This window comes from Paenibacillus sp. EB106-06-01-XG199 (assembly GCF_058791575.1).
This window is the reverse complement of record NZ_JBYTDQ010000003.1, coordinates 209,232-227,668: the sequence shown is the minus strand read 5'-3', so window position 1 is coordinate 227,668 and position 18,437 is coordinate 209,232. Positions and strand designations below refer to the sequence as shown.

Here is an 18,437-nt window from a genome sequence, read left to right as displayed (position 1 = left end):
ATGGACTTTATTTTAAATAATTGCCTGTTTTTTACAAGGGAATGGACTCCAGAGACACTATTGTTCTGTTTTGAAGCCGATTTTCCCCCTTGCCAAGGTAATAACGTCTTTCCGGTCCGAAAGATCGGGAAAAAGGATTTACCAGGTATAATAACGTCTTTCCGGTCCGGATACATTCTGGGATGGAAAGGGAAAAATTCTGCGAGCGGGTTACCCCGCTTTAGGCGGACTCAGCCGTGATTCGGCTTGCAGCCGCAGGATGTAGGACAGGGGCATATCACGTCCGTACTGCAGGGTCCACCCGGCGATTACTGCTTTAATCTGCTCCGGAGTACCTACCATTGTGACTGCTTTTGAGCTTGTACGGATAAGGATGTCATTCATGTCTACATTCCTTCTTTCCCCTTAAGTTTGCTATAATACACCCTATGCAGAACTGAGCTAAAGGAGACCATAAACTATGAAAAAAGATGAAACTCACCGCAATCCCGCACTGGATGAAGAGACATTGTCTACACAGCCGATTTTTGAAGGCAAAATTATTACCCTGCAGGTGGATACGGTTAAGCTGCCGGATGGCAATACCGCAACCCGCGAGGTCGTAAAGCATCCCGGAGCTGTAGCTGTGCTTGCTCTGAATCAGGGCAAGATGCTTGTAGTGGAGCAATACCGCCAGCCGATGCACCGCACCGAGGTGGAGATCCCCGCAGGAAAGCTGGATAAAGGCGAAGATCCCTTGGCCGCTGCCGGCCGGGAGCTTCAGGAGGAGACGGGCTTCCACAGCGGCGACCTTAAGCTGCTGAAATCCTTTTATACCTCGCCCGGATTCGCGGATGAAATTATTCATTTGTATGTGACAGACAACGCCCAGGCGGGAGATATGGCACTCGATGAGGACGAATTTCTGGAGGTCTCCGAGCTTACACTGGAGGAAGCTTACCAGTACATTGCGGACGGCCGCATCGCCGACGCCAAAACGATGATGGCGGTGTATGCATGGCATCTCTATACGCTGACGGGCCAATGGCACTAGAAGGGGAAAACAAGCTGCACAGCTTCTACTGTGACCTGCATGTTCATATCGGCCGCACTACGGAAGGACAAGCTGTCAAAATCAGTGGCAGCAAGAATCTCACCTTTGCCGGAATCGCCAAGGAGGCCGCAGAGCGCAAGGGGATCGGGCTAATCGGGATTATTGACAGCCACTCCCCCGGCGTGCAACGCGATATCCGCCAGTCGCTGGAATCCGGAGAGATGACAGTGGCAGACGGTGGAGGTATTGCTTACAGGGGCACCACGATCCTGCTGGGGTCAGAGATTGAAATCTGCGAATCTGGCCGGAAGGAATGCCATGTGTTAGCCTTTATGCCGGACCTGGAGACGATGGCGGATTTCAGCAGCTGGATGAGCAAGCATATGCGCAACGTAAATCTCAGTTCCCAGCGGCTGTATGCCCCATCCAGGGAACTGCAGGATGAGATTTACGGACGCGGGGGCATTCTAATTCCGGCGCATATTTTCACACCGCATAAAGGTCTTTACGGCTGTGCCGCAGAGCGTATGGCCGAGCTGTTTGACCTGGAGCGTATCGCAGCAGTTGAGCTTGGCCTTAGCGCGGATTCGGAGATGGCAGGATACATTTCTGAGCTGGACAGCTATACCTTCCTGACCAACTCTGACGCCCACTCCCTCGGCAAAATCGGCCGTGAATACAATGTCATCGAGCTGGCTAGGCCGTCCTTCAGCGAACTGAAGCTGGCACTGGAGCGTAAGGCAGGCCGCAGGGTCAGCGCTAATTTTGGACTGAACCCGCGCCTGGGCAAGTATCACCGCACCTATTGCGCCGGATGCGGCAGCATCATTGATGAAGCGTATGCCACTTCGGAACGTTGTCCTTATTGCGGCAGTCCCAAGCTGGTGCAGGGGGTGTTTGACCGGATTCTGTCCATCGCCGACCGCGGGCAGCCCCTCGTACCGGACCATCGTCCGCCGTATCACTATCAGGTGCCGCTTGAGTTTATTCCGGGACTTGGCCCGGCCAAGATGAACGCGCTGCTGGCGGCTTTTGGCACGGAGATGAATATTCTGCATGGCGCCGGCGAGGCGGAGATTGCTGCAGTAGCGGGAACGGAGCTGGCTGCGCAGATTGTTCTTGCCCGCACGGGGGAACTTGCACTATCGGCAGGAGGCGGAGGGACGTACGGTAAAGTAATGGTGAACAAAAAGTAGAATTGCTGTGCATAACAGCGACCTGTCCAAAGGACAAGTCATAGAGCGGGATGTCTCCTCATATGGTGTAATATGTGACCGGAAAGGAGAACGTCCCGATGCGCAGTTTAAGGCTGATGATGAAGGAACAGACGCCTCTTTATATTTTTGTTGCCGTATTATTTCTCGTTGGTGTCGTTTTCGGGGCTCTGATTGTCAGTGCGTTAACGTTGGACCAGCAGCAGGAGCTGGGAGATTACATGGGGAATTTCTTCGTCACCGTTGATCAGCAGGGCCTGCCGGCTGCGCCCGACTCTTACTGGAGTATCGCCGCGCTCAATCTGAAGTGGGTGGGACTCATTTGGATTCTTGGCTTGTCGGTCATTGGGCTTCCCGGTATTCTGATCCTGGATTTTCTCAAAGGCGTGCTGATCGGCTTTACCGTCGGCTGTCTCGTCAGCCAGTATTCCTGGCACGGCATGCTGTTTGCCCTCGTCTCGGTTGCTCCGCACAATCTTGTGCTGATCCCGGTTCTGCTCGTATGCAGCGCAGCGGCTATTGCCTTCTCGCTGCTGATGATCCGCAGCAGGGTGCTGGGGAAGCGGCGTACGCCGGTGACAAGGCCTTTTGCGATGTACACCTTATTATCGCTAGGAATGGCCGTACTTGTCTTGGGCATTTCCGGTTTTGAGGCCTGGGTGACGCCGGTGATGATGAGATGGGTGACACCCATGCTCGTATCTATAGGGTGAATTAAAGAATGCTGCCGGGTGGGGTTTTCACTGGGCAGCATTTTTTTATTCCTTTGATTGCAAAAAGTTATGAATAGTAGATATTTGCAAATATAGGAATTAAAATGGTGTTGGGTGAGCAGCCGAGGAAGGAGGATACAGCAGGTGAAAAAAATAGGGATTCTGATGATTTTTTTGTTTATGGTGTCTACGAATGTTTTCGCAGAACCCGTTCAACAGAGTTTTTCAGACGGCATTCTTACCAGTGATTCGCAACTATTTGCATTGTCGGACCAAAATAAAGTTATTTGTAGTAAGATCGATAACTCGATATCTGTTTTTAACCTGTCCTCAGGCAAGGTAGCTTGGACCAAACGCTATTCCAAATTATACGATGTAAATGTGGTGAGTTCTCCGGAGAAAATCATTGTGATCGCCAAAGACAAAAACAATAAGCTGCAAAAGATCGTCCTGAGTAAGGCCGGAACGACACTCTCCACTACGGCATTTAACAGCGCTCCAATCACTAAATCAATAACAAGCAATGGGGAGTTGATCAACTGGTACGCACCAGAAGGGAGCAATAAAGAAAGACTTTCTGTGTACAGTAACAACGTTCCCGCTGTGTATCAAGCCCCTTGGAATAATCCTGTTTTTAAAATGAATTTAGGCGGAATGTCAAGCAGCAAGTACGAAGATATCACACTTAAAGATATTAAATTGAGTGGGCCTTATGCGGTGGTCAAATTTACAGGATCCAGTCTAATGCAGAGTCAGGATTTTTTTCGTGTGATTAATATCCCGAATAAGAAAACATACACTATAGCTTCTGATTGGAACACACGCAGCGATTCTTCATTTGCCGGCAATGAGCTTGTTATTAACAGTTCCTTCAACGTGGGCAATCCGCTGGGAGTGAATGTTGGGCAGCCTTATTCACTATCCGGCATGTATAATCTCTCGACAGGAAAAAAGACAGCAGGCATCTCTGAAACGTTTACGGATCGGGAAATGGGATGGAAGTCTGAACGTATAGGTAACCATATCCTAATCTATCTCCCGGAGAAGAAAAAGATTGAAATTTACGACGTCTCTGGCCAAAAGGTTGCGGCGGCTTCATATACTCCGATTAATCTTTTCAATACCTACCAGGGTCTTGATTATTCCAAAGGTGAGCTGACTCTTTTCATACGAGAAGAAAACGGAGCTGAAATTGAAGTAATCCACACCACTGCTGTTAACTAGTCCATAGAACCGTTGTCGGAGCTGTATTGTCATCACGGAATACCACTATTGAACACACTCTAAAAGCGTTTGACTTCTCAAAGCGACTCCCCCTATAATGGAAGAAGTGGTTTTATGCCCGGTGCGGTAATTTTCCAAGGGGGAGGGATACTATGGAAGCCCGGATAGACAAGATAAAGCAACAGCTACAATCCCAAGGATATAAGCTTACACCCCAACGGGAAGCAACCTTAAGAGTGCTGCTGGAGAACGAAGACGATCATTTAAGTGCAGAAGATGTGTTTATGCTTGTAAAAGAAAAGGCTCCCGAGATCGGTCTCGCCACTGTATACCGGACCCTGGAACTGCTCAGCGAGCTTCATGTCGTGGAGAAGATTAATTTCGGAGACGGAGTTGCCCGTTATGACCTGCGGACAGATACGGCGAAACATCATCATCATCATTTAATCTGTGTGCAATGCGGCACAATGGATGAAATCCGTGAGGATTGGCTCGGACCGCTGGAAGAGCGGCTGGAGAACGATTATAATTTCACGGTGCTCGATCATAGACTTGATTTTCACGGGATTTGCCACCGCTGCAAGGACAAGAATACTACGGATGGCAATACGCCCGAATAGGCTTATAGATGATAAATTACCGCACAAGCTCTCCCCGGTGTACTGCCGGAGGGGGCTTTTTAAATGATTTCATCAGGCCGACATACATATCACCGCCCGCCGGCGCATAAAGTGAAGGACGAGTTATGCTTCCGAAGCGAGTTCTGTCCGCAGCAATTCCCGGAAGTATAAGCTCACAAAACATAAGTTTATGCTTCCGAAGTGAGTTTTGTACGCAGCAACCCTGGGAAGTATAAGCTCACAAAACTTTTAGGAGGAATCCTAATGATTATTTCTGTGCCTGGAACGGTGCGCCGGCTGTATTTTTTGACCCTGCTTGTTGCATTGAGCTGTTTCTTGTATTACGCCCTGAGCTGGCTAAGCGGATGGATCAGTCCGATAGATCATTATGAAATCCCGGAAGGCACGGCAGTCCGGGCCTTTAAGGATGCCCCTGTCAGTGTGGACAGTCTGAATGCAGGGGAACGTCTGCGGCTATATTACTGGTATGGCGAGTGATTGCCCGGCCCGAAGCAGGAAGAAGCCGGAACACTGTCGAATGAACCTTAGGTGAGTTCATGCATCTGGCTTGCCGCTGTGCAGCCAGATGCTGAACTCCATGCCTAAATGCTGCATAGCCGCGAAGAGCAGCCTGAGCAGACAGGAGCGTGAATGAAATGAAGTCACACTTGCAGCCTTTTATGCAATATTTAACCGTAGAGAAAGGTTTATCTTCCAGCACGCTCGAGTCCTATGGACGAGATGTGTCGCAGTTTCTGGAGTTTGCCGAAGGCCGTGGTGCCGTTACACCGGAGGAGATTAGAAGATCGCATATTATGCAGTATCTCGCTGAGCTCCGCACCGCAGGGCGGGCAACCGCAACAGTGAACCGGAATACGGTGTCGCTGCGGGCGTTTTTTCACTATCTGCTGAAAGAACGGCTGATCATGCAGGACCCAACGCTGGATATGGAAATGATCAAACCGAGCAAAAAACCGCCGATGATCTTAAGTATCGAAGAAATCGAACGGCTGCTGGCGGCCCCTGATGATGCTACCCCCCAGGGGATGCGCGACAAGGCGATGCTAGAGCTGCTGTACGCCACCGGCATCCGGGTTACAGAACTGATTACCCTGAATGTAGAGGACGTGCATACGGACCTGAAGTTTGCCCGCTGCAGCGGGGCTTCCGGGAAGGAACGGGTAGTGCCGATCGGCGCTATTGCAGCGGAGTGCGTGGCGGGGTATACATCCGGGATGCGGGACAAGCTGCTGCGGGGAAATCAGGAGGAGCCTGCCCTGTTTCTGAACAGTCTGGGCGGACGGCTGACCCGTCAGGGCTTCTGGAAAATCATTAAAAAGTATGCGCGTGAAGCTCAGATTGAGCAGGATATCACTCCGCATACCTTTAGACATTCATTCGCTGCTCATTTGCTGGAAGGCGGTGCGGATCTGCGTTCCGTGCAGCAGATGCTTGGTCATGCGGATATTTCCACAACGCAGATCTACAGCGGGATTGCCCGCAAAAATATGAAGGAAGTCTACGAAAGCCACCATCCCCGGGCGAGGTAACTGCTGCTGCGGAATGGGTATAAGACCTGAATCGCGGGTAATCCCCGGGGAAAGGGTAAAAAGATGCTTTTTGTGAGTAAGATCGTTATGATGGAAATATACTGAAAGGATAGACCGGAGCGTGTGAACCCCGGGAGTTACTTTCGGCAGAAACGGGTACCTAAAAAGCGGGGCAATGGGCCGCTGGCTTCGGAAGGGCTGTCCCTTCGGAAGAAGGTAGAGCCGTTTCTTCTTGCTTTGCTGTAACCTAAAGAATATGCATACTACGAAGGAGTGAAGACGGACATGTCCTCATTTAAACGAATTGGATTTATCGTTCTTGATAGTGTTGGTATCGGCGAAGCGCCGGATGCGGAAAGTTTCGGTGATAAAGGGTCCCATACGCTGGGACATATTTTGGAGCGGGTGCCGGGTCTTAAGCTGCCTAATCTGCAAAAGCTGGGTCTCGCCAATATTGCACCGCTGCCGCCGCTGGAGCCTGTAGCAGCACCTGCCGGATATTACGGCAAAATGCAGGAGGTATCGGTAGGCAAGGATACAATGACCGGCCATTGGGAGCTGATGGGACTGAAGATTGAAGTTCCGTTCAACACCTATTTTGACGGATTCCCGGCAGAGCTGATTGAGAAGTTCGAAGCGGCAACCGGACGCAAGGTGATCGGCAATAAGCCGGCTTCCGGTACAGAGATTCTGGTCGAATATGGCGAAGAGCAAATGAAGACCGGGGCCTGGATTGTGTACACTTCCGCCGACAGCGTATTCCAGCTTGCTGCTCATGAAGATATTATCCCGCTGGAAGAGCTGTACAGCGCCTGCAAAATCGCCCGCGAGCTGACGATGGCTCCTGAGTTCTCGGTAGGCCGCGTAATCGCCCGCCCCTATGTCGGCGAACCGGGGAACTTTGTGCGTACTCCCAACCGCCATGACTATGCGGTCAAACCGCCGGAGCCGACGGTAATGAACGCGCTGGAGGATATCGGTAAAGACGTTATCGCTGTGGGCAAGATCAACGATATCTTCACAGGTGAAGGCGTAACAGCCACTTATCCGACAAAAAGCAATGAGCATGGCATCGAGATTACGATCCGGGAGCTGCGCAAGCCGTTTGACGGCTTCCTGTTCACGAATCTGGTAGATTTCGATTCCCTGTATGGCCACCGCCGCGATCCGGAGGGGTACGGACATGCTCTTGAGGTATTCGATCAGGCGCTTCCGGAACTGCTATCTACACTCGGCGAAGATGACCTGCTCATTATCTCAGCAGACCACGGCAATGATCCGATCCATAGCGGAACTGATCACACACGCGAGTATGTGCCACTCTTGATTTATAGTCCAAGATTCAAGACTCCGGGCAACCTGGGCATCCGCCAGACGTTCTCAGATGTGGCAGCGACAATTGCTGACAACTTTGGGGCTAAAGCGCCGCAATACGGGACAAGCTTTTTGGCAGAACTGAAATAATACGAAATCCTATGAAGCATCAATACCCCTCAAGGAGGCAATAAATCATGGAAGCAGTTAGCCAAAAGCACATTCAGGAAGCAGCGGTTTATATCAAGGATAAATGTACAGTCGCCCCGGAAATCGGGCTGATTCTCGGCTCAGGTCTGGGCGTTCTGGCAGACCTCATTACGGATGAGGTTGTAATTCCCTACAACGAGATCCCCCATTTTCCTGTATCTACAGTAGAAGGACATGAAGGCGAACTGCTGATCGGAATGATCGAAGGACGACGAGTTGTAATGATGAAGGGCCGTTTCCACATGTATGAAGGCTACGGCCCGGAGACGACGGCTTTTCCGGTGCGCGTAATGAAAGAGCTTGGCGTAACCAGCCTGCTCGTTACCAACGCCGCAGGTGGCGTGAACACGGACTTTACACCCGGCGATCTGATGCTGATTACCGATCATCTGAACCTGACCGGGCGCAATCCGCTGACCGGCCCGAATGACAATGCTCTTGGCGTCCGGTTCCCGGATATGTCGACTGCATACAGCCCCCGCCTGATTGCAGCGGCGAAGGAAGCTGCGGCAGAGCAGGATTTTGAATTCAAGGAAGGCGTTTATGCCGGATTGCTCGGCCCTTGCTATGAAACTCCGGCTGAAATTGTCATGCTGCGCCGTCAAGGTGCGGATGCTGTAGGCATGTCCACCGTCTCGGAGACGATTGTGGCCCGCCATGCCGGTATCGAGGTGCTTGGCATTTCCTGCATCACCAACATGGCTGCCGGCATTCTTGACCAGCCGCTGAACCATGCGGAGGTTATGGAGACGGCTGAACGTGTGCGTGAGCGCTTTTTGAAGCTGGTACTGGCCTTTATTCCGAAGATGTAGGCTTTATAGATCAGACTCAATGGCATCGGAATTATGCCAGTATTATTCATCCACAACAATTCATACCCGGGAGGTTCAATTCATGACACAAACCAATATTTCTTACGGCAATCAGGTGAAAGAAGCAGCGGAATACGTAAAATCCAAATTCGGAGCGTATTCACCGTCCATCGGGCTGATTCTGGGCTCAGGTCTTGGCGATCTGGGGGACCAAATCGAAGAGGCAGTGTATCTGCCTTATGAAGAAATTCCTCATTTTCCGCGTTCTACGGTAGAAGGCCATGCTGGCCGGTTCGTCATCGGGAAGCTGGAAGGCAAGGATGTTATTATCATGCAGGGCCGCTTCCACTTCTACGAAGGCTACGAGATGCGCAAAGTTGTGCTTCCGGTCTATGTAATGGCAAAGCTTGGCGTGGGTACGCTGGTGATCACGAATGCGGGCGGCGGAATGAACCGGGCGTTCAAAGCAGGCGATCTGATGCTGATTACCGACCACCTCAATATGACTGGCGATAACCCGCTGATCGGACCTAATGATCCGGAGCTGGGTGTGCGTTTCCCGGATATGTCCCGTGCTTATGACCCTGAGTACATGGCTTTGGCCAAAAAGCTTGCAGCTGAAGTTAAAGGTGTAGATGGTGAAGCGCTTGTACTGCAGGAAGGCGTATATGCCGGCATCAGCGGTCCGACTTATGAGACACCGGCGGAGCTAAAAATGCTGGCGTACCTCGGCGGCGATGCTGTCGGGATGTCTACTGTGCCTGAAGTGATCGTCGCCAGCCACAGCAAGCTGCGTGTACTCGGCATTACCTGTATCACCGATATGGCGATCGGGGATGAGCTGGAGCCGCTGACGCATGAGCAGGTGGTTAAGGTTGCCAATCTGACTAAACCGAAGTTTATCGGCCTTGTGCGCGCCTTTGTGCGTGAGGTACAGGTGTAATGCGAGCGGTTGATCTTATTCAGAAAAAAAGAGACGGCGGGGAGCTTAGCCGTGAAGAAATAGCTTTTCTGATCCAAGGCTACAGCAAGGGTGAAATTCCCGACTACCAAATCTCGGCTTGGGCAATGGCGGTGTATTTCCGCGGGATGAATGCACGGGAAACCGGCGATCTGACGCTGGAAATGGCCATGTCCGGTGATCAGGTCGATCTCAGTCCAATTGCCGGCATCAAGGTGGACAAGCATTCCACCGGCGGCGTGGGCGATAAAACGACTGTGGTGCTGGCACCCCTTGTTGCCGCTGCCGGAGTTCCGGTGGCCAAAATGTCCGGCCGCGGGCTGGGACATACCGGGGGCACCCTCGACAAGCTTGAGTCGATCAGCGGCTTTTCTATCGAGATGGGCCGGGAACAATTTTTCGCCCAGGTAGGGGAGATCGGCGCTGCTGTAATCGGCCAGTCGGGCAACATTACACCTGCGGACAAGAAGCTCTACGCACTGCGTGATGTGACAGCGACAGTGGAATCCATTCCGCTGATCGCCAGCTCCGTCATGAGCAAAAAAATCGCCGCGGGTGCCGATGCCATCGTACTTGATGTGAAGACCGGCAGCGGCGCGTTCATGAAGACACTTGACGATTCTATTGCCTTGGCGCAAGCCATGGTGGATATCGGGACCCATCTGGGCCGCAACACGGTTGCGGTCATCAGCGACATGGACCAGCCGCTTGGCTACGGCATCGGCAACGCCCTGGAAATCAAGGAAGGCATCGAAACCTTGAAGGGCCACGGGCCGAAGGATCTGCAGGAGGTCTGTCTTATTCTGGGCAGCCAAATGCTGGTGCTTGGCGGCAAGGCGAAGAACGAAGCCGAAGCCCGCTCCATCCTGATGTCTCATATTGAGGATGGCAGTGCTCTGGACAAGTTCAAGCAAATCGTATCTGCGCAGGGCGGAAAGGTGTCGCAGGTCGAAGCGCCGGACACATTGCCGGCAGCACGAAGATTTATCGAAGTGAAAGCAGCAACCGCTGGTTATGTGGCGAGCATCCAAGCCGAAGAGATTGGTGTAGCTGCCATGCTGCTTGGCGCAGGCCGCGAGACCAAGGAATCGGTCATTGATCTCGCCGTCGGCATCCAGCTGTCGCTGAAAGTCGGCGATGCCGTAGCCGCAGGTGATACGCTTGTTGTATTGCATGTGAACGATGCCAGCGAGAACAAAGTGCAGGAAGCGGAAGCCAAAGTGCTGGAAGCTTACCGCATTTCCGCTCAGCCCGTTCCGCCTCAGCCGCTGGTGTTTGCGCTTGTGACCAAAGATGGCGTAACCCGGTACTAGGATTCAGTGCAGGAATGTGATGGGTTCTTGATACTTCTGTGATAAATCAGCATCATGTAAACGAAAAGCCGTACAGAACAGTCAAATGTTCTGTACGGCTTTTTGCAATTTGATGTAATCTAGACCCTCCGGGAGTTTGACGTTAAATATCATCAAACTTGCGCCTGGCCATGAAGAATTACTGCAGCAGCCATTCCTCTACCACCTTCAGGATAGGGTAGGCTCCCCGGCTTTTGTTACACAGGACAACAACGGTTGCTCCGCTTGCAGGATAGAAGGCGGAGTGGAAGGACACCCCGGGATCATACCCCATCAGATGGTATTTCAGTGCTTCGCCGTTTCGCTTGGTGATCCATACTCCGTAACCGTAGTACTCCTCATTGTCATCATGAATATGCGGAGTAAGCAGCAGGGCCGTCAGCTCCGGATTTAGCAGCGTATGATCAAGCAGTCCCTGCCATAGCCGCTGCATATCCGGCGCGGTGACGAAAGCGCCGCCGTCAGCGCCTCCTTTTACGGGAATGGAATAGATGTTGGTGACCCAGTTTCCATCCGCTTCTTCGATATATCCCACGGCGGTATTGGCTGGAAGCGCATCTAGTGCGAAATACCCGGAATGCTTCATTCCGCAAGGCGAAAAAATATGCTGCTCCACGTAATCCGTAAAGGGCATCCCGCTAATCTTCTCAACCAGCAGGCCAAGCATGATGTATCCGGCATTGTTGTAGTGAAATCTTTCTCCCGGTGTGAATTTCATCGGATGCTGCGAGAACATCGGCACGAAATCCTGGAGCTTGCGCAGCAGGTACATGGGCTGGTTCAGCCACAACGCCGCGTAATCATCCATGATTTCTTCATCAAAGTAATCCGCAATACCCGAGCTATGCGTCAGCAGGTGATGAACGGTCATGTCATGGCTGAACCGGGCAAACTCTTTTCCATTCAGCACATCCAGCACCTTGCTGCTGAAAGCAAGCTTCCCCTGTTCCACCAACTGGCAGACAGCAATCGCCGTAAACAGCTTGCAGCCGGAGGCGATGCCAAAGCGGGTGTCCGGAAGATTTAGCCGCTCCTCTGAAATGTTGGCACTGCCGTAAGAAGCGGCCAGGGTGTGGCTCTGTTTGTTGACCAAAACTGCTCCAGAGAATCTTTCGGTCTCAGCTTCAGCGCCGAGCTTATGCTGCAGATATTCAAGCTTCATGGTGGCTCCTCCGATTCAGTTCATTGTTAGTAGCTTAGCTAAGAAATTCGCCTGAAAGATACAAGTTTCCTTTATTTGATCCTTATTTATGAGGCGAGAATTGGAATAACGACTGAAGACTGTACGTGCTGCGTAAGGTTTATCTGCAAAGGACAAGAAAAGCACATCAGTTTTGGCAGGGCGGTACATTGTGGACGTTTTGGAATTTAAGATACTATAAACTCTAACCTTACAATAAAAGTTTTGTACAGACTGGCGGCGGTTGGCTGCTTTTTCATGAAATGCCGTTAGCGTTTCTACAGATTATCAAATCCGCGAGTCAGCACATCCGAGGAGGAATTATAATGGCACTTCATCAAACGATAACGGTATTGAACACACTGGACAGCGCTTATGCTAACGGTGAACAGGTCAGGCAGCTGTTTGCAGCTTATCCGGCAGTGAAGGTAGACGTCCATAAGGTTGAGGGTGAAAAGGGCAGCACGGAATTCGTCAAAATCTCAATCCCGGGCAGCAACGGAAAGCTGGCGGGCGGCACGGCGCCGACCTTCGGAATTGTGGGCAGACTTGGCGGAATCGGCGCCCGTCCCAGCCGGATCGGGATTGTCTCCGATGCGGACGGCGCAGTTGCTGCTATTGCTTCAGCACTTAAATTGGCCCATATGCAGACCCAAGGGGATGTGCTCAAAGGAGATGTGCTGGTAACGACCCATATTTGCCCGGATGCTCCGACGCTGCCGCATGAACCGGTGGATTTCATGGATTCCCCGGTCGATATTCTGCAGATGAATGAACATGAGGTGCTGCCGGAAATGGAAGCGGTTCTGTCCATTGATACCACTAAAGGCAACCGGGTGGTCAACCACAAAGGCATTGCAATTTCGCCAACGGTCAAGGAAGGCTACATCCTGCGGGTGAGCGAGGACCTGCTGCGTATTCTGGAAATGACGACTGGCCAGTTTCCGGTTACTTTTCCGGTGACGACCCAGGATATTACGCCTTACGGGAACGGTCTCTATCATATTAACTCGATTCTTCAGCCTGCCGTTGCAACGAATGCTCCGGTTGTAGGTCTGGCGATAACTGCTCAGTCCATGGTTCCCGGCTGCGGCACCGGGGCGAGCCACGAGGTTGATATTGCTTCCGCAGTACGTTTTGCAATTGAAACCGCCAAAGAAGTGACCGGGGGATCATGCTCGTTCTATAACGAAGCGGAATTTGACCGCATTACAGAATTGTACGGCACGATGAGTGTATTGCAGACACTGGGCAAACCGGCTGTAACCTCCCGTTAAACCCGGGTTTATAGCGATTGTACTGAAGTGAAACTCCATGAATATCTAGGAGGAAGCAAATTGAAAAAAATTGGATTGATCACGATTGGACAGTCCCCCAGATCCGATGTGGCGCCGATTATAGAGAAATATTTGGAGGGCCGTGCGGAGCTGCTGCAGTCGGGGGTACTGGATGGATTCACCCCGGCGCAGGTTCGCGAATACTACAGTCCGCAAGAAGGAGAATATGTTCTGACGACCCGGATGGCGGATGGTACTGCGGCGATTATCTCCCGCGAAAGGATAAAGACGGTGCTGCAGGGAAAAATTGATGCCATGGAGGCTGCTGGAATCCGCCTGATTCTGCTGCTCTGCACCGGTGTGTTTCCTGAGCTGCACACGAATCGTGCCCATTTGCTTGAGCCGGACCGGATTATACCACCGGTAGTGCAGGCAATGATTGGCAAGCGCCGGTTGGGGCTGATCGGCCCGTTGCCTGAGCAGGAAGAGAATATGGTTGAGAAATTTGCGGGGCCGGGGACAACCCTTCCTTTTGCTGCTGTCTCCCCATATACCGGTACTGAAGCGGAATTCCGCGCCGCAGCGAGCCGGCTGAAAGACCAGGCGGATGTGATTGTGCTTGACTGCATGGGTTATGTGGAGCAGCATAGAATATGGGCGGCCTCAGCAGGAGTGCCAGCCGTACTGTCAAATGCCCTCATAGGGAAACTGATGGCGGAAATGGTGTAATCAGGAGGAACGAATATGAGTGAAGAGCGGATAATAATCAGTATGAATGTCCTGAAGGATTGCCTGGGACTCAGCAGCGGTGAACTGCTGGCCGTAGTGGCGGACGATGACAAGCGGGAGCTTGCCGAATCCGTCTACAAGGCCGGCAAAAGACTTGGAGCCGAGTCGGTGCTGCTGATCATGCAGGAACGGAGCAAGTCCGGTGAAGAACCGCCTGCTCCGATTGCGGAGGCGATGGCCAAAGCGGATGTGGCGGTGTGTATTACGAAACACTCCATGACACATACAGCGGCCCGCAAGCAGGCTGCTACAGCGGGAACCCGGGTAGCGACCATGCCGGGTATGACGGACGACATGTTCAGCCATGGAGCCATTACGGCAGACTATGGACAGGTGAAGTCGTTGACGGAACAAGTTGCCCTGCTTCTGTCCGCAGGTCGTGAGGTGCGTGTGGAGAAGGACGGGCTAAGCCTCTCCTTTTCCATAGAAGGGCGGGACGGAGTTCTGAGTACCGGGCTATACCTGAATCCTGGGGAATCCGGGAATTTGCCTTCGGGCGAAGCTTATATAGCACCGCTTGAAGGCACTGCCGCAGGACGGATTAAAGTAGACGGGTCCATAGCCGGTATTGGCGCCTTGGCCAGTCCAATGGTGCTGACGGTGGAGCAGGGCCGGCTTACAGCAGCTGAAGGAGAAGGCGGAGACAAGCTGCTGGGGATGCTGGGAGCAGGCGATGGCCGGCTCCTGGGTGAGTTCGGCATTGGCACGAATAATAAGGCGAGAATTACTGGTGTGGTGCTTGAGGATGAGAAGGTCTACGGGACCATTCATGTAGCCTTTGGCAGCAATAACACCTTTGGCGGCATTGTTGCGGCAGGTGTACATATAGATGCCGTAGTGATGAAGCCGGATGTGTATATTGATAACAAAATCATTATGCGCGCCGGGGAATTGCTCTAGTCTTGCAAGTACCTAAGCGGTCGTTACAAGCAACCTGAATGGGAGGGATACGGATGCTGGGAATCATACGTGTAATAACACTTCAAGAAGAGGGCTCCATACATCTGCACGGTGAGCTGATAGAACGCCGCTATGGTCTGCCGGTCATAAGCCGCTGCATTCAGGATCAGCCTCAAGGCGTCTACGATGCCCTGACGGAAGCGGAATCCGTACCGAAAATCATTGAACTTGCACGGGAGCTTGAAGCAAGCGGATGTACGGTGATCGGCATCAGCTGCGCGGCGGATCCGGCGCTGCTGGAAGCGAGGGCTGCAGTACGGATTCCTGTACTCGGTGCCGGGTCCTGCGCAGCGCATATGGCGCTGGCCTTCAGCAGCCGAGTTGGCGTTCTGACGATCCTGACTGAGGTGCCCCTCTTCATTCGAAGCATCCTCGGGGACGCCTATCTCGGAATGGATCGCCCCGACGGTGTAACAACGACGCTTGATCTGAACACGCCTGCGGGACGTGCCGGAGCCCTAGCCGGAGCGGCAAGGCTCGTTGAGCGCGGAGCAGAAGCGATTGTGCTGGCCTGTACCGGATTTGCAACGATCGGTTTGGCTGCTGAACTGGAAGAGAAGCTTGGAATCCGTGCGCTCGACCCGATTCTCTCACTGGGTGCCGCAGCGGCTTCGGCTGCTTCTCTGCCCGGGCTTGTCAGCCGCTAAGCCTTTGTCTACGGCTGATTTGCTGGGCAGACAGCTATCCACACTCAAGTGAAACGTTCTTCCGGACTATCGGTCCGGCGAGGACGTTTTTTTGTGGATCACTCGAAGGCTTGATGAAACACAGGAGCGGAGTCTCGATCGCGTAATGTGGTGGAACAGATGGTGGAATAAGATGTAAAAGTACATCTGATTTCGCCGCAAACGTGCTGCATGACAGTATGAGAAGTAAAAGTGCATCTGATATTGCCGTAAACGTGCTGCATGACAGTATGAGAAGTAAAAGTACATCTGATTTCGCCGTAAGTGTGCTGCATGGCAGTATGAGAGGTAAAAGTGCATCTGGTTTCGCCGCAAATGTGCTGCATGACAGTATGAGAAGTAAAAGTACATTTGATATTGCCGTAAACGTGCTGCATGACAGTATGAGAGGTAAAAGTACATCTGATTTCGCCGTAAGTGTGCTGCATGGCAGTATGAGAGGTAAAAGTGCATCTGATTTCGCTGTAAACGTGCTGCATGGCGGAATGAGAGGTAAAAGTGCATCTGGTTTCCACATTACATGCGGACCACGGTCGCGTAATTCCTTGGAGAAACGGCAAATTGCCGGCAATTTCATACAATTGCAATAGCCACTGTGATGTCCGCAGATTGCCGAAATTGGGGGGATCGAACTAACAGCGCTGGTGTCCGGGTAAATCACCGCTACAATGTAGTTTGCGGGATGTCTCTACTTCAGCGATTTTCTCCAGAAAGTTTTACTGCAGGATGTAGTTGTTATCTGCAATTTGAAATATTTGCCCTGTGGTTCGCAGGCGAATTCTGATAAACTATCGGGAACGCCAGACTATGGCATATCTCAGGAAAACTTGAAATACTGTAGACAGCGGAGGGAGGAAGGAATATTGAGCACACGAGGAATTACGTTGAGAGAGCTGCTGCAGCTGCCGATACTCGGCACAGCCACCGTAGTCAGCGGTGGACAGGGGCTGGACCGGATTGTCCGCTTTGTAGATATTATGGAGGTTCCCGACCTGAAGGGTTGGATTAGTGAAGGCGTCATGCTGCTCACTACGGCCTATTCGATCCGTCATGACCCTTCACTGCTGACTGAGCTGGTATACACACTGGACAAGCTGGGGGCAGCTGCGCTGGCGATAAAACCAGCCCGGTTCCTGAAGGAAATTCCTCAAGCGGCGATTGAAGCGAGCAATGCCTGCGGGCTGCCGATCGTCGAGATTCCGCCTGAAATCCCTTATACGAACATTACCCAGCCGGTGATGGAGCTGCTGCTGGGCCGTCAGGCTATGCTGCTGCGCCGGGCAGAAGAGGTCTACCGCACACTCACAACGATGGTGCTGGAGAACAGCGGAATTCAGGCGGTGAGCGATAATGTGGCCGACTTTCTAAAAGCGCCTGTCGCACTGGTGGATACGCAGCGCAGTATTATAGTTTCCTCACCCTCCAATTTTGACTGGTCACAGAAGACTTCGCCGCTGAACTGGAACATTAATGTGGACAAGCGGACGGTGGCCAGGCTGCTGGTAGACAAGGAGAAGCTGGATGATATGGAGGAAGTGGGGATCGAGCAGGCCAGGCTGGTGTTTGCCCTTGAGCTGATGCGGAGAAAGGTAGCCGAGGATACCGAGTTTCGCTTGCGCGGCAATTTCATCGACGAGCTGCTGACGCCTCCGCTGCCTTCAAGGCATGAAGTGGAGCGGCGGGCACGTCAGCTTGGTATGAATCCTGAACATAAATGGGAGGTTGCCGTCATTGAAGGTGAGACCGCTCCTAGTGAGGAGACCGTGAACCGGCTGCTGGACCGTGAAGCGCGCAAGCGCGGAGTGACTCCCCATGTGGAATACCGCTCAAGCCGGGCTGTGTTGTTCTTGCCGACACCGGAAGGCCGTAAATTTACGGGAGCTGCAGGCGGGGAGGAACCATGGGCGGCAACGCTGGAAAGCTGGCTGCATGACAAAAGCGAAGGTCTTAGCGCCTACCGGACCGGTATCGGTACCCCGGAGGATTTGTGGAATATCCACACCAGCTATAATGAAGCGCGCAAAGCGCTGTCGGTCTCCAAACGTCTGGGCCAGGGGGCTGGTGCAGTCACCCAATACGAGGAGATGGAGGTCTACCATCTGCTGGAGGGGTTAAGCGGGCAGGGCTTCGAGGTGTTGTTCGAGCGCAAGCTGGGCAAGCTGCTGCGATATGACCAGGAGCATGACAGCAACATGCTGTTGACATTTTATCATTATCTGGAGCACCGGGGGAGTCTGATTGACACGGCCAGCAGTCTCTACATACACCGCAATTCAGTGAAGTACCGGCTGGAGCGGATCCGTGATATTACAGGGTTCGATCTAAATGATCCGCGTGAGCAATTTGTCTGCCATTTGTGCCTGATTTACTATTACCTGCAGGAAAAATAGGGCGTGCTGGAATTTTTACGGAAGTTAATGTTAGGTAAAGTGACATTTAGAGGCGGTAATAGTGCACAACCGACAAACGGTTGTGCTTTTTTTTAGCTAAACGGGACGTAGAGTGGACATGAAATTGTATGTAGAATTAGCTCAACTACTAA

Annotated in this window: 19 protein-coding genes; 17 read left to right on the top strand and 2 right to left on the bottom strand. The window is 52.3% G+C overall.

Annotated elements, in window-relative coordinates; all coding sequences use genetic code 11:
- Window positions 1-210: 210 nt before the first annotated feature.
- Complete coding sequence (locus AC3WT9_RS11830; RefSeq protein ID WP_341094717.1) at window positions 211-384, bottom strand: hypothetical protein; 174 nt, start codon at window positions 382-384, stop codon at window positions 211-213.
- A 76-nt stretch (window positions 385-460) separates the two neighbouring features.
- On the opposite strand from AC3WT9_RS11830, the gene AC3WT9_RS11825 reads away from it, so the two are divergent.
- The 11 genes from AC3WT9_RS11825 (at window position 461) to AC3WT9_RS11775 (ending at window position 10,964) form a co-directional block, all read left to right on the top strand.
- The gene (locus AC3WT9_RS11825; protein WP_341094715.1) at window positions 461-1,033 is read left to right on the top strand and encodes an NUDIX hydrolase; all 573 of its coding nucleotides are present in this window, start codon (window positions 461-463) and stop codon (window positions 1,031-1,033) included.
- Window positions 1,024-2,229, top strand: a complete 1,206-nt coding sequence (locus tag AC3WT9_RS11820) for an endonuclease Q family protein (protein ID WP_492407702.1) — start codon at window positions 1,024-1,026, stop codon at window positions 2,227-2,229. The genes AC3WT9_RS11825 and AC3WT9_RS11820 overlap by 10 nt, the downstream gene beginning before the upstream one ends.
- Window positions 2,230-2,327: 98 nt before the next feature.
- Window positions 2,328-2,960 carry a stage II sporulation protein M gene (spoIIM, locus tag AC3WT9_RS11815; protein ID WP_341094712.1) on the top strand — a complete coding sequence of 211 codons (633 nt, stop codon included), beginning with the start codon at window positions 2,328-2,330 and terminating at the stop codon, window positions 2,958-2,960.
- Window positions 2,961-3,104: 144 nt separating this feature from the next.
- On the top strand, window positions 3,105-4,184 hold the full coding sequence (locus AC3WT9_RS11810) for a hypothetical protein (protein WP_492407598.1): 1,080 nt from the start codon (window positions 3,105-3,107) through the stop codon (window positions 4,182-4,184).
- Window positions 4,185-4,336: 152 nt separating this feature from the next.
- Window positions 4,337-4,804: a ferric iron uptake transcriptional regulator gene (gene fur, locus AC3WT9_RS11805; RefSeq protein WP_038594739.1), complete on the top strand. Its 468-nt coding sequence runs from the start codon at window positions 4,337-4,339 to the stop codon at window positions 4,802-4,804.
- A gap of 264 nt (window positions 4,805-5,068) precedes the next feature.
- Window positions 5,069-5,302 carry a DUF4227 family protein gene (locus AC3WT9_RS11800; protein WP_038594738.1) on the top strand — a complete coding sequence of 78 codons (234 nt, stop codon included), beginning with the start codon at window positions 5,069-5,071 and terminating at the stop codon, window positions 5,300-5,302.
- Between the two features lie 158 nt (window positions 5,303-5,460).
- On the top strand, window positions 5,461-6,354 hold the full coding sequence (xerD, locus tag AC3WT9_RS11795) for a site-specific tyrosine recombinase XerD (RefSeq protein ID WP_341379188.1): 894 nt from the start codon (window positions 5,461-5,463) through the stop codon (window positions 6,352-6,354).
- 285 nt (window positions 6,355-6,639) lie between these two features.
- Window positions 6,640-7,818 carry a phosphopentomutase gene (gene deoB, locus AC3WT9_RS11790; RefSeq protein WP_038600282.1) on the top strand — a complete coding sequence of 393 codons (1,179 nt, stop codon included), beginning with the start codon at window positions 6,640-6,642 and terminating at the stop codon, window positions 7,816-7,818.
- Between the two features lie 47 nt (window positions 7,819-7,865).
- Window positions 7,866-8,690, top strand: coding sequence for a purine-nucleoside phosphorylase (locus AC3WT9_RS11785; RefSeq protein ID WP_076108927.1), 825 nt, complete (start codon window positions 7,866-7,868; stop codon window positions 8,688-8,690).
- Between the two features lie 82 nt (window positions 8,691-8,772).
- Window positions 8,773-9,633, top strand: coding sequence for a purine-nucleoside phosphorylase (locus tag AC3WT9_RS11780; protein WP_341379187.1), 861 nt, complete (start codon window positions 8,773-8,775; stop codon window positions 9,631-9,633).
- Window positions 9,633-10,964, top strand: a complete 1,332-nt coding sequence (locus AC3WT9_RS11775) for a pyrimidine-nucleoside phosphorylase (protein ID WP_341379186.1) — start codon at window positions 9,633-9,635, stop codon at window positions 10,962-10,964. The genes AC3WT9_RS11780 and AC3WT9_RS11775 overlap by 1 nt, the downstream gene beginning before the upstream one ends.
- A 178-nt stretch (window positions 10,965-11,142) precedes the next feature.
- Here AC3WT9_RS11775 and AC3WT9_RS11770 read toward each other — a convergent pair whose 3' ends face one another.
- Complete coding sequence (locus tag AC3WT9_RS11770; RefSeq protein WP_341379185.1) at window positions 11,143-12,165, bottom strand: serine hydrolase domain-containing protein; 1,023 nt, start codon at window positions 12,163-12,165, stop codon at window positions 11,143-11,145.
- A 344-nt stretch (window positions 12,166-12,509) separates the two neighbouring features.
- Between AC3WT9_RS11770 and AC3WT9_RS11765 the strand changes: the two genes are divergently transcribed.
- From AC3WT9_RS11765 to AC3WT9_RS11740, 6 genes are all read left to right on the top strand, one after another.
- On the top strand, window positions 12,510-13,460 hold the full coding sequence (locus AC3WT9_RS11765) for a DUF1177 domain-containing protein (RefSeq protein WP_340897330.1): 951 nt from the start codon (window positions 12,510-12,512) through the stop codon (window positions 13,458-13,460).
- 60 nt (window positions 13,461-13,520) lie between these two features.
- Window positions 13,521-14,189, top strand: coding sequence for an AroM family protein (locus tag AC3WT9_RS11760; protein ID WP_341094699.1), 669 nt, complete (start codon window positions 13,521-13,523; stop codon window positions 14,187-14,189).
- 15 nt (window positions 14,190-14,204) lie between these two features.
- The gene (locus AC3WT9_RS11755) at window positions 14,205-15,149 is read left to right on the top strand and encodes an aminopeptidase (protein ID WP_341379184.1); all 945 of its coding nucleotides are present in this window, start codon (window positions 14,205-14,207) and stop codon (window positions 15,147-15,149) included.
- 53 nt (window positions 15,150-15,202) lie between these two features.
- Entirely contained in the window at window positions 15,203-15,856 is a 654-nt protein-coding gene (locus AC3WT9_RS11750; protein WP_341379183.1) for an aspartate/glutamate racemase family protein, read from the top strand.
- Window positions 15,857-16,074: 218 nt separating this feature from the next.
- A complete protein-coding gene (locus tag AC3WT9_RS11745; protein WP_341094693.1) occupies window positions 16,075-16,485 on the top strand; it encodes a hypothetical protein in 411 nt (136 codons plus the stop codon).
- 273 nt (window positions 16,486-16,758) lie between these two features.
- The gene (locus AC3WT9_RS11740) at window positions 16,759-18,285 is read left to right on the top strand and encodes a PucR family transcriptional regulator (protein WP_341379182.1); all 1,527 of its coding nucleotides are present in this window, start codon (window positions 16,759-16,761) and stop codon (window positions 18,283-18,285) included.
- The last annotated feature ends 152 nt before the right edge of the window (window positions 18,286-18,437 follow it).

Excerpts from the sequence above, each read along its gene's own strand:
- AC3WT9_RS11750 (WP_341379183.1), top strand. The coding sequence starts at position 15,203 with ATGCTGGGAATCATACGTGTAATAACACTTCAAGAAGAGGGCTCCATA.
- AC3WT9_RS11755 (WP_341379184.1), top strand. The coding sequence starts at position 14,205 with ATGAGTGAAGAGCGGATAATAATCAGTATGAATGTCCTGAAGGATTGC.
- AC3WT9_RS11775 (WP_341379186.1), top strand. The coding sequence starts at position 9,633 with ATGCGAGCGGTTGATCTTATTCAGAAAAAAAGAGACGGCGGGGAGCTT.
- AC3WT9_RS11780 (WP_341379187.1), top strand. The coding sequence starts at position 8,773 with ATGACACAAACCAATATTTCTTACGGCAATCAGGTGAAAGAAGCAGCG.
- AC3WT9_RS11800 (WP_038594738.1), top strand. The coding sequence starts at position 5,069 with ATGATTATTTCTGTGCCTGGAACGGTGCGCCGGCTGTATTTTTTGACC.
- AC3WT9_RS11825 (WP_341094715.1), top strand. The coding sequence starts at position 461 with ATGAAAAAAGATGAAACTCACCGCAATCCCGCACTGGATGAAGAGACA.
- AC3WT9_RS11765 (WP_340897330.1), top strand. The coding sequence starts at position 12,510 with ATGGCACTTCATCAAACGATAACGGTATTGAACACACTGGACAGCGCT.
- deoB (WP_038600282.1), top strand. The coding sequence starts at position 6,640 with ATGTCCTCATTTAAACGAATTGGATTTATCGTTCTTGATAGTGTTGGT.
- xerD (WP_341379188.1), top strand. The coding sequence starts at position 5,461 with ATGAAGTCACACTTGCAGCCTTTTATGCAATATTTAACCGTAGAGAAA.
- AC3WT9_RS11820 (WP_492407702.1), top strand. The coding sequence starts at position 1,024 with ATGGCACTAGAAGGGGAAAACAAGCTGCACAGCTTCTACTGTGACCTG.
- AC3WT9_RS11830 (WP_341094717.1), bottom strand. The coding sequence starts at position 384 with ATGAATGACATCCTTATCCGTACAAGCTCAAAAGCAGTCACAATGGTA.
- spoIIM (WP_341094712.1), top strand. The coding sequence starts at position 2,328 with ATGCGCAGTTTAAGGCTGATGATGAAGGAACAGACGCCTCTTTATATT.
- fur (WP_038594739.1), top strand. The coding sequence starts at position 4,337 with ATGGAAGCCCGGATAGACAAGATAAAGCAACAGCTACAATCCCAAGGA.
- AC3WT9_RS11785 (WP_076108927.1), top strand. The coding sequence starts at position 7,866 with ATGGAAGCAGTTAGCCAAAAGCACATTCAGGAAGCAGCGGTTTATATC.
- AC3WT9_RS11745 (WP_341094693.1), top strand. The coding sequence starts at position 16,075 with ATGAGAAGTAAAAGTGCATCTGATATTGCCGTAAACGTGCTGCATGAC.
- AC3WT9_RS11770 (WP_341379185.1), bottom strand. The coding sequence starts at position 12,165 with ATGAAGCTTGAATATCTGCAGCATAAGCTCGGCGCTGAAGCTGAGACC.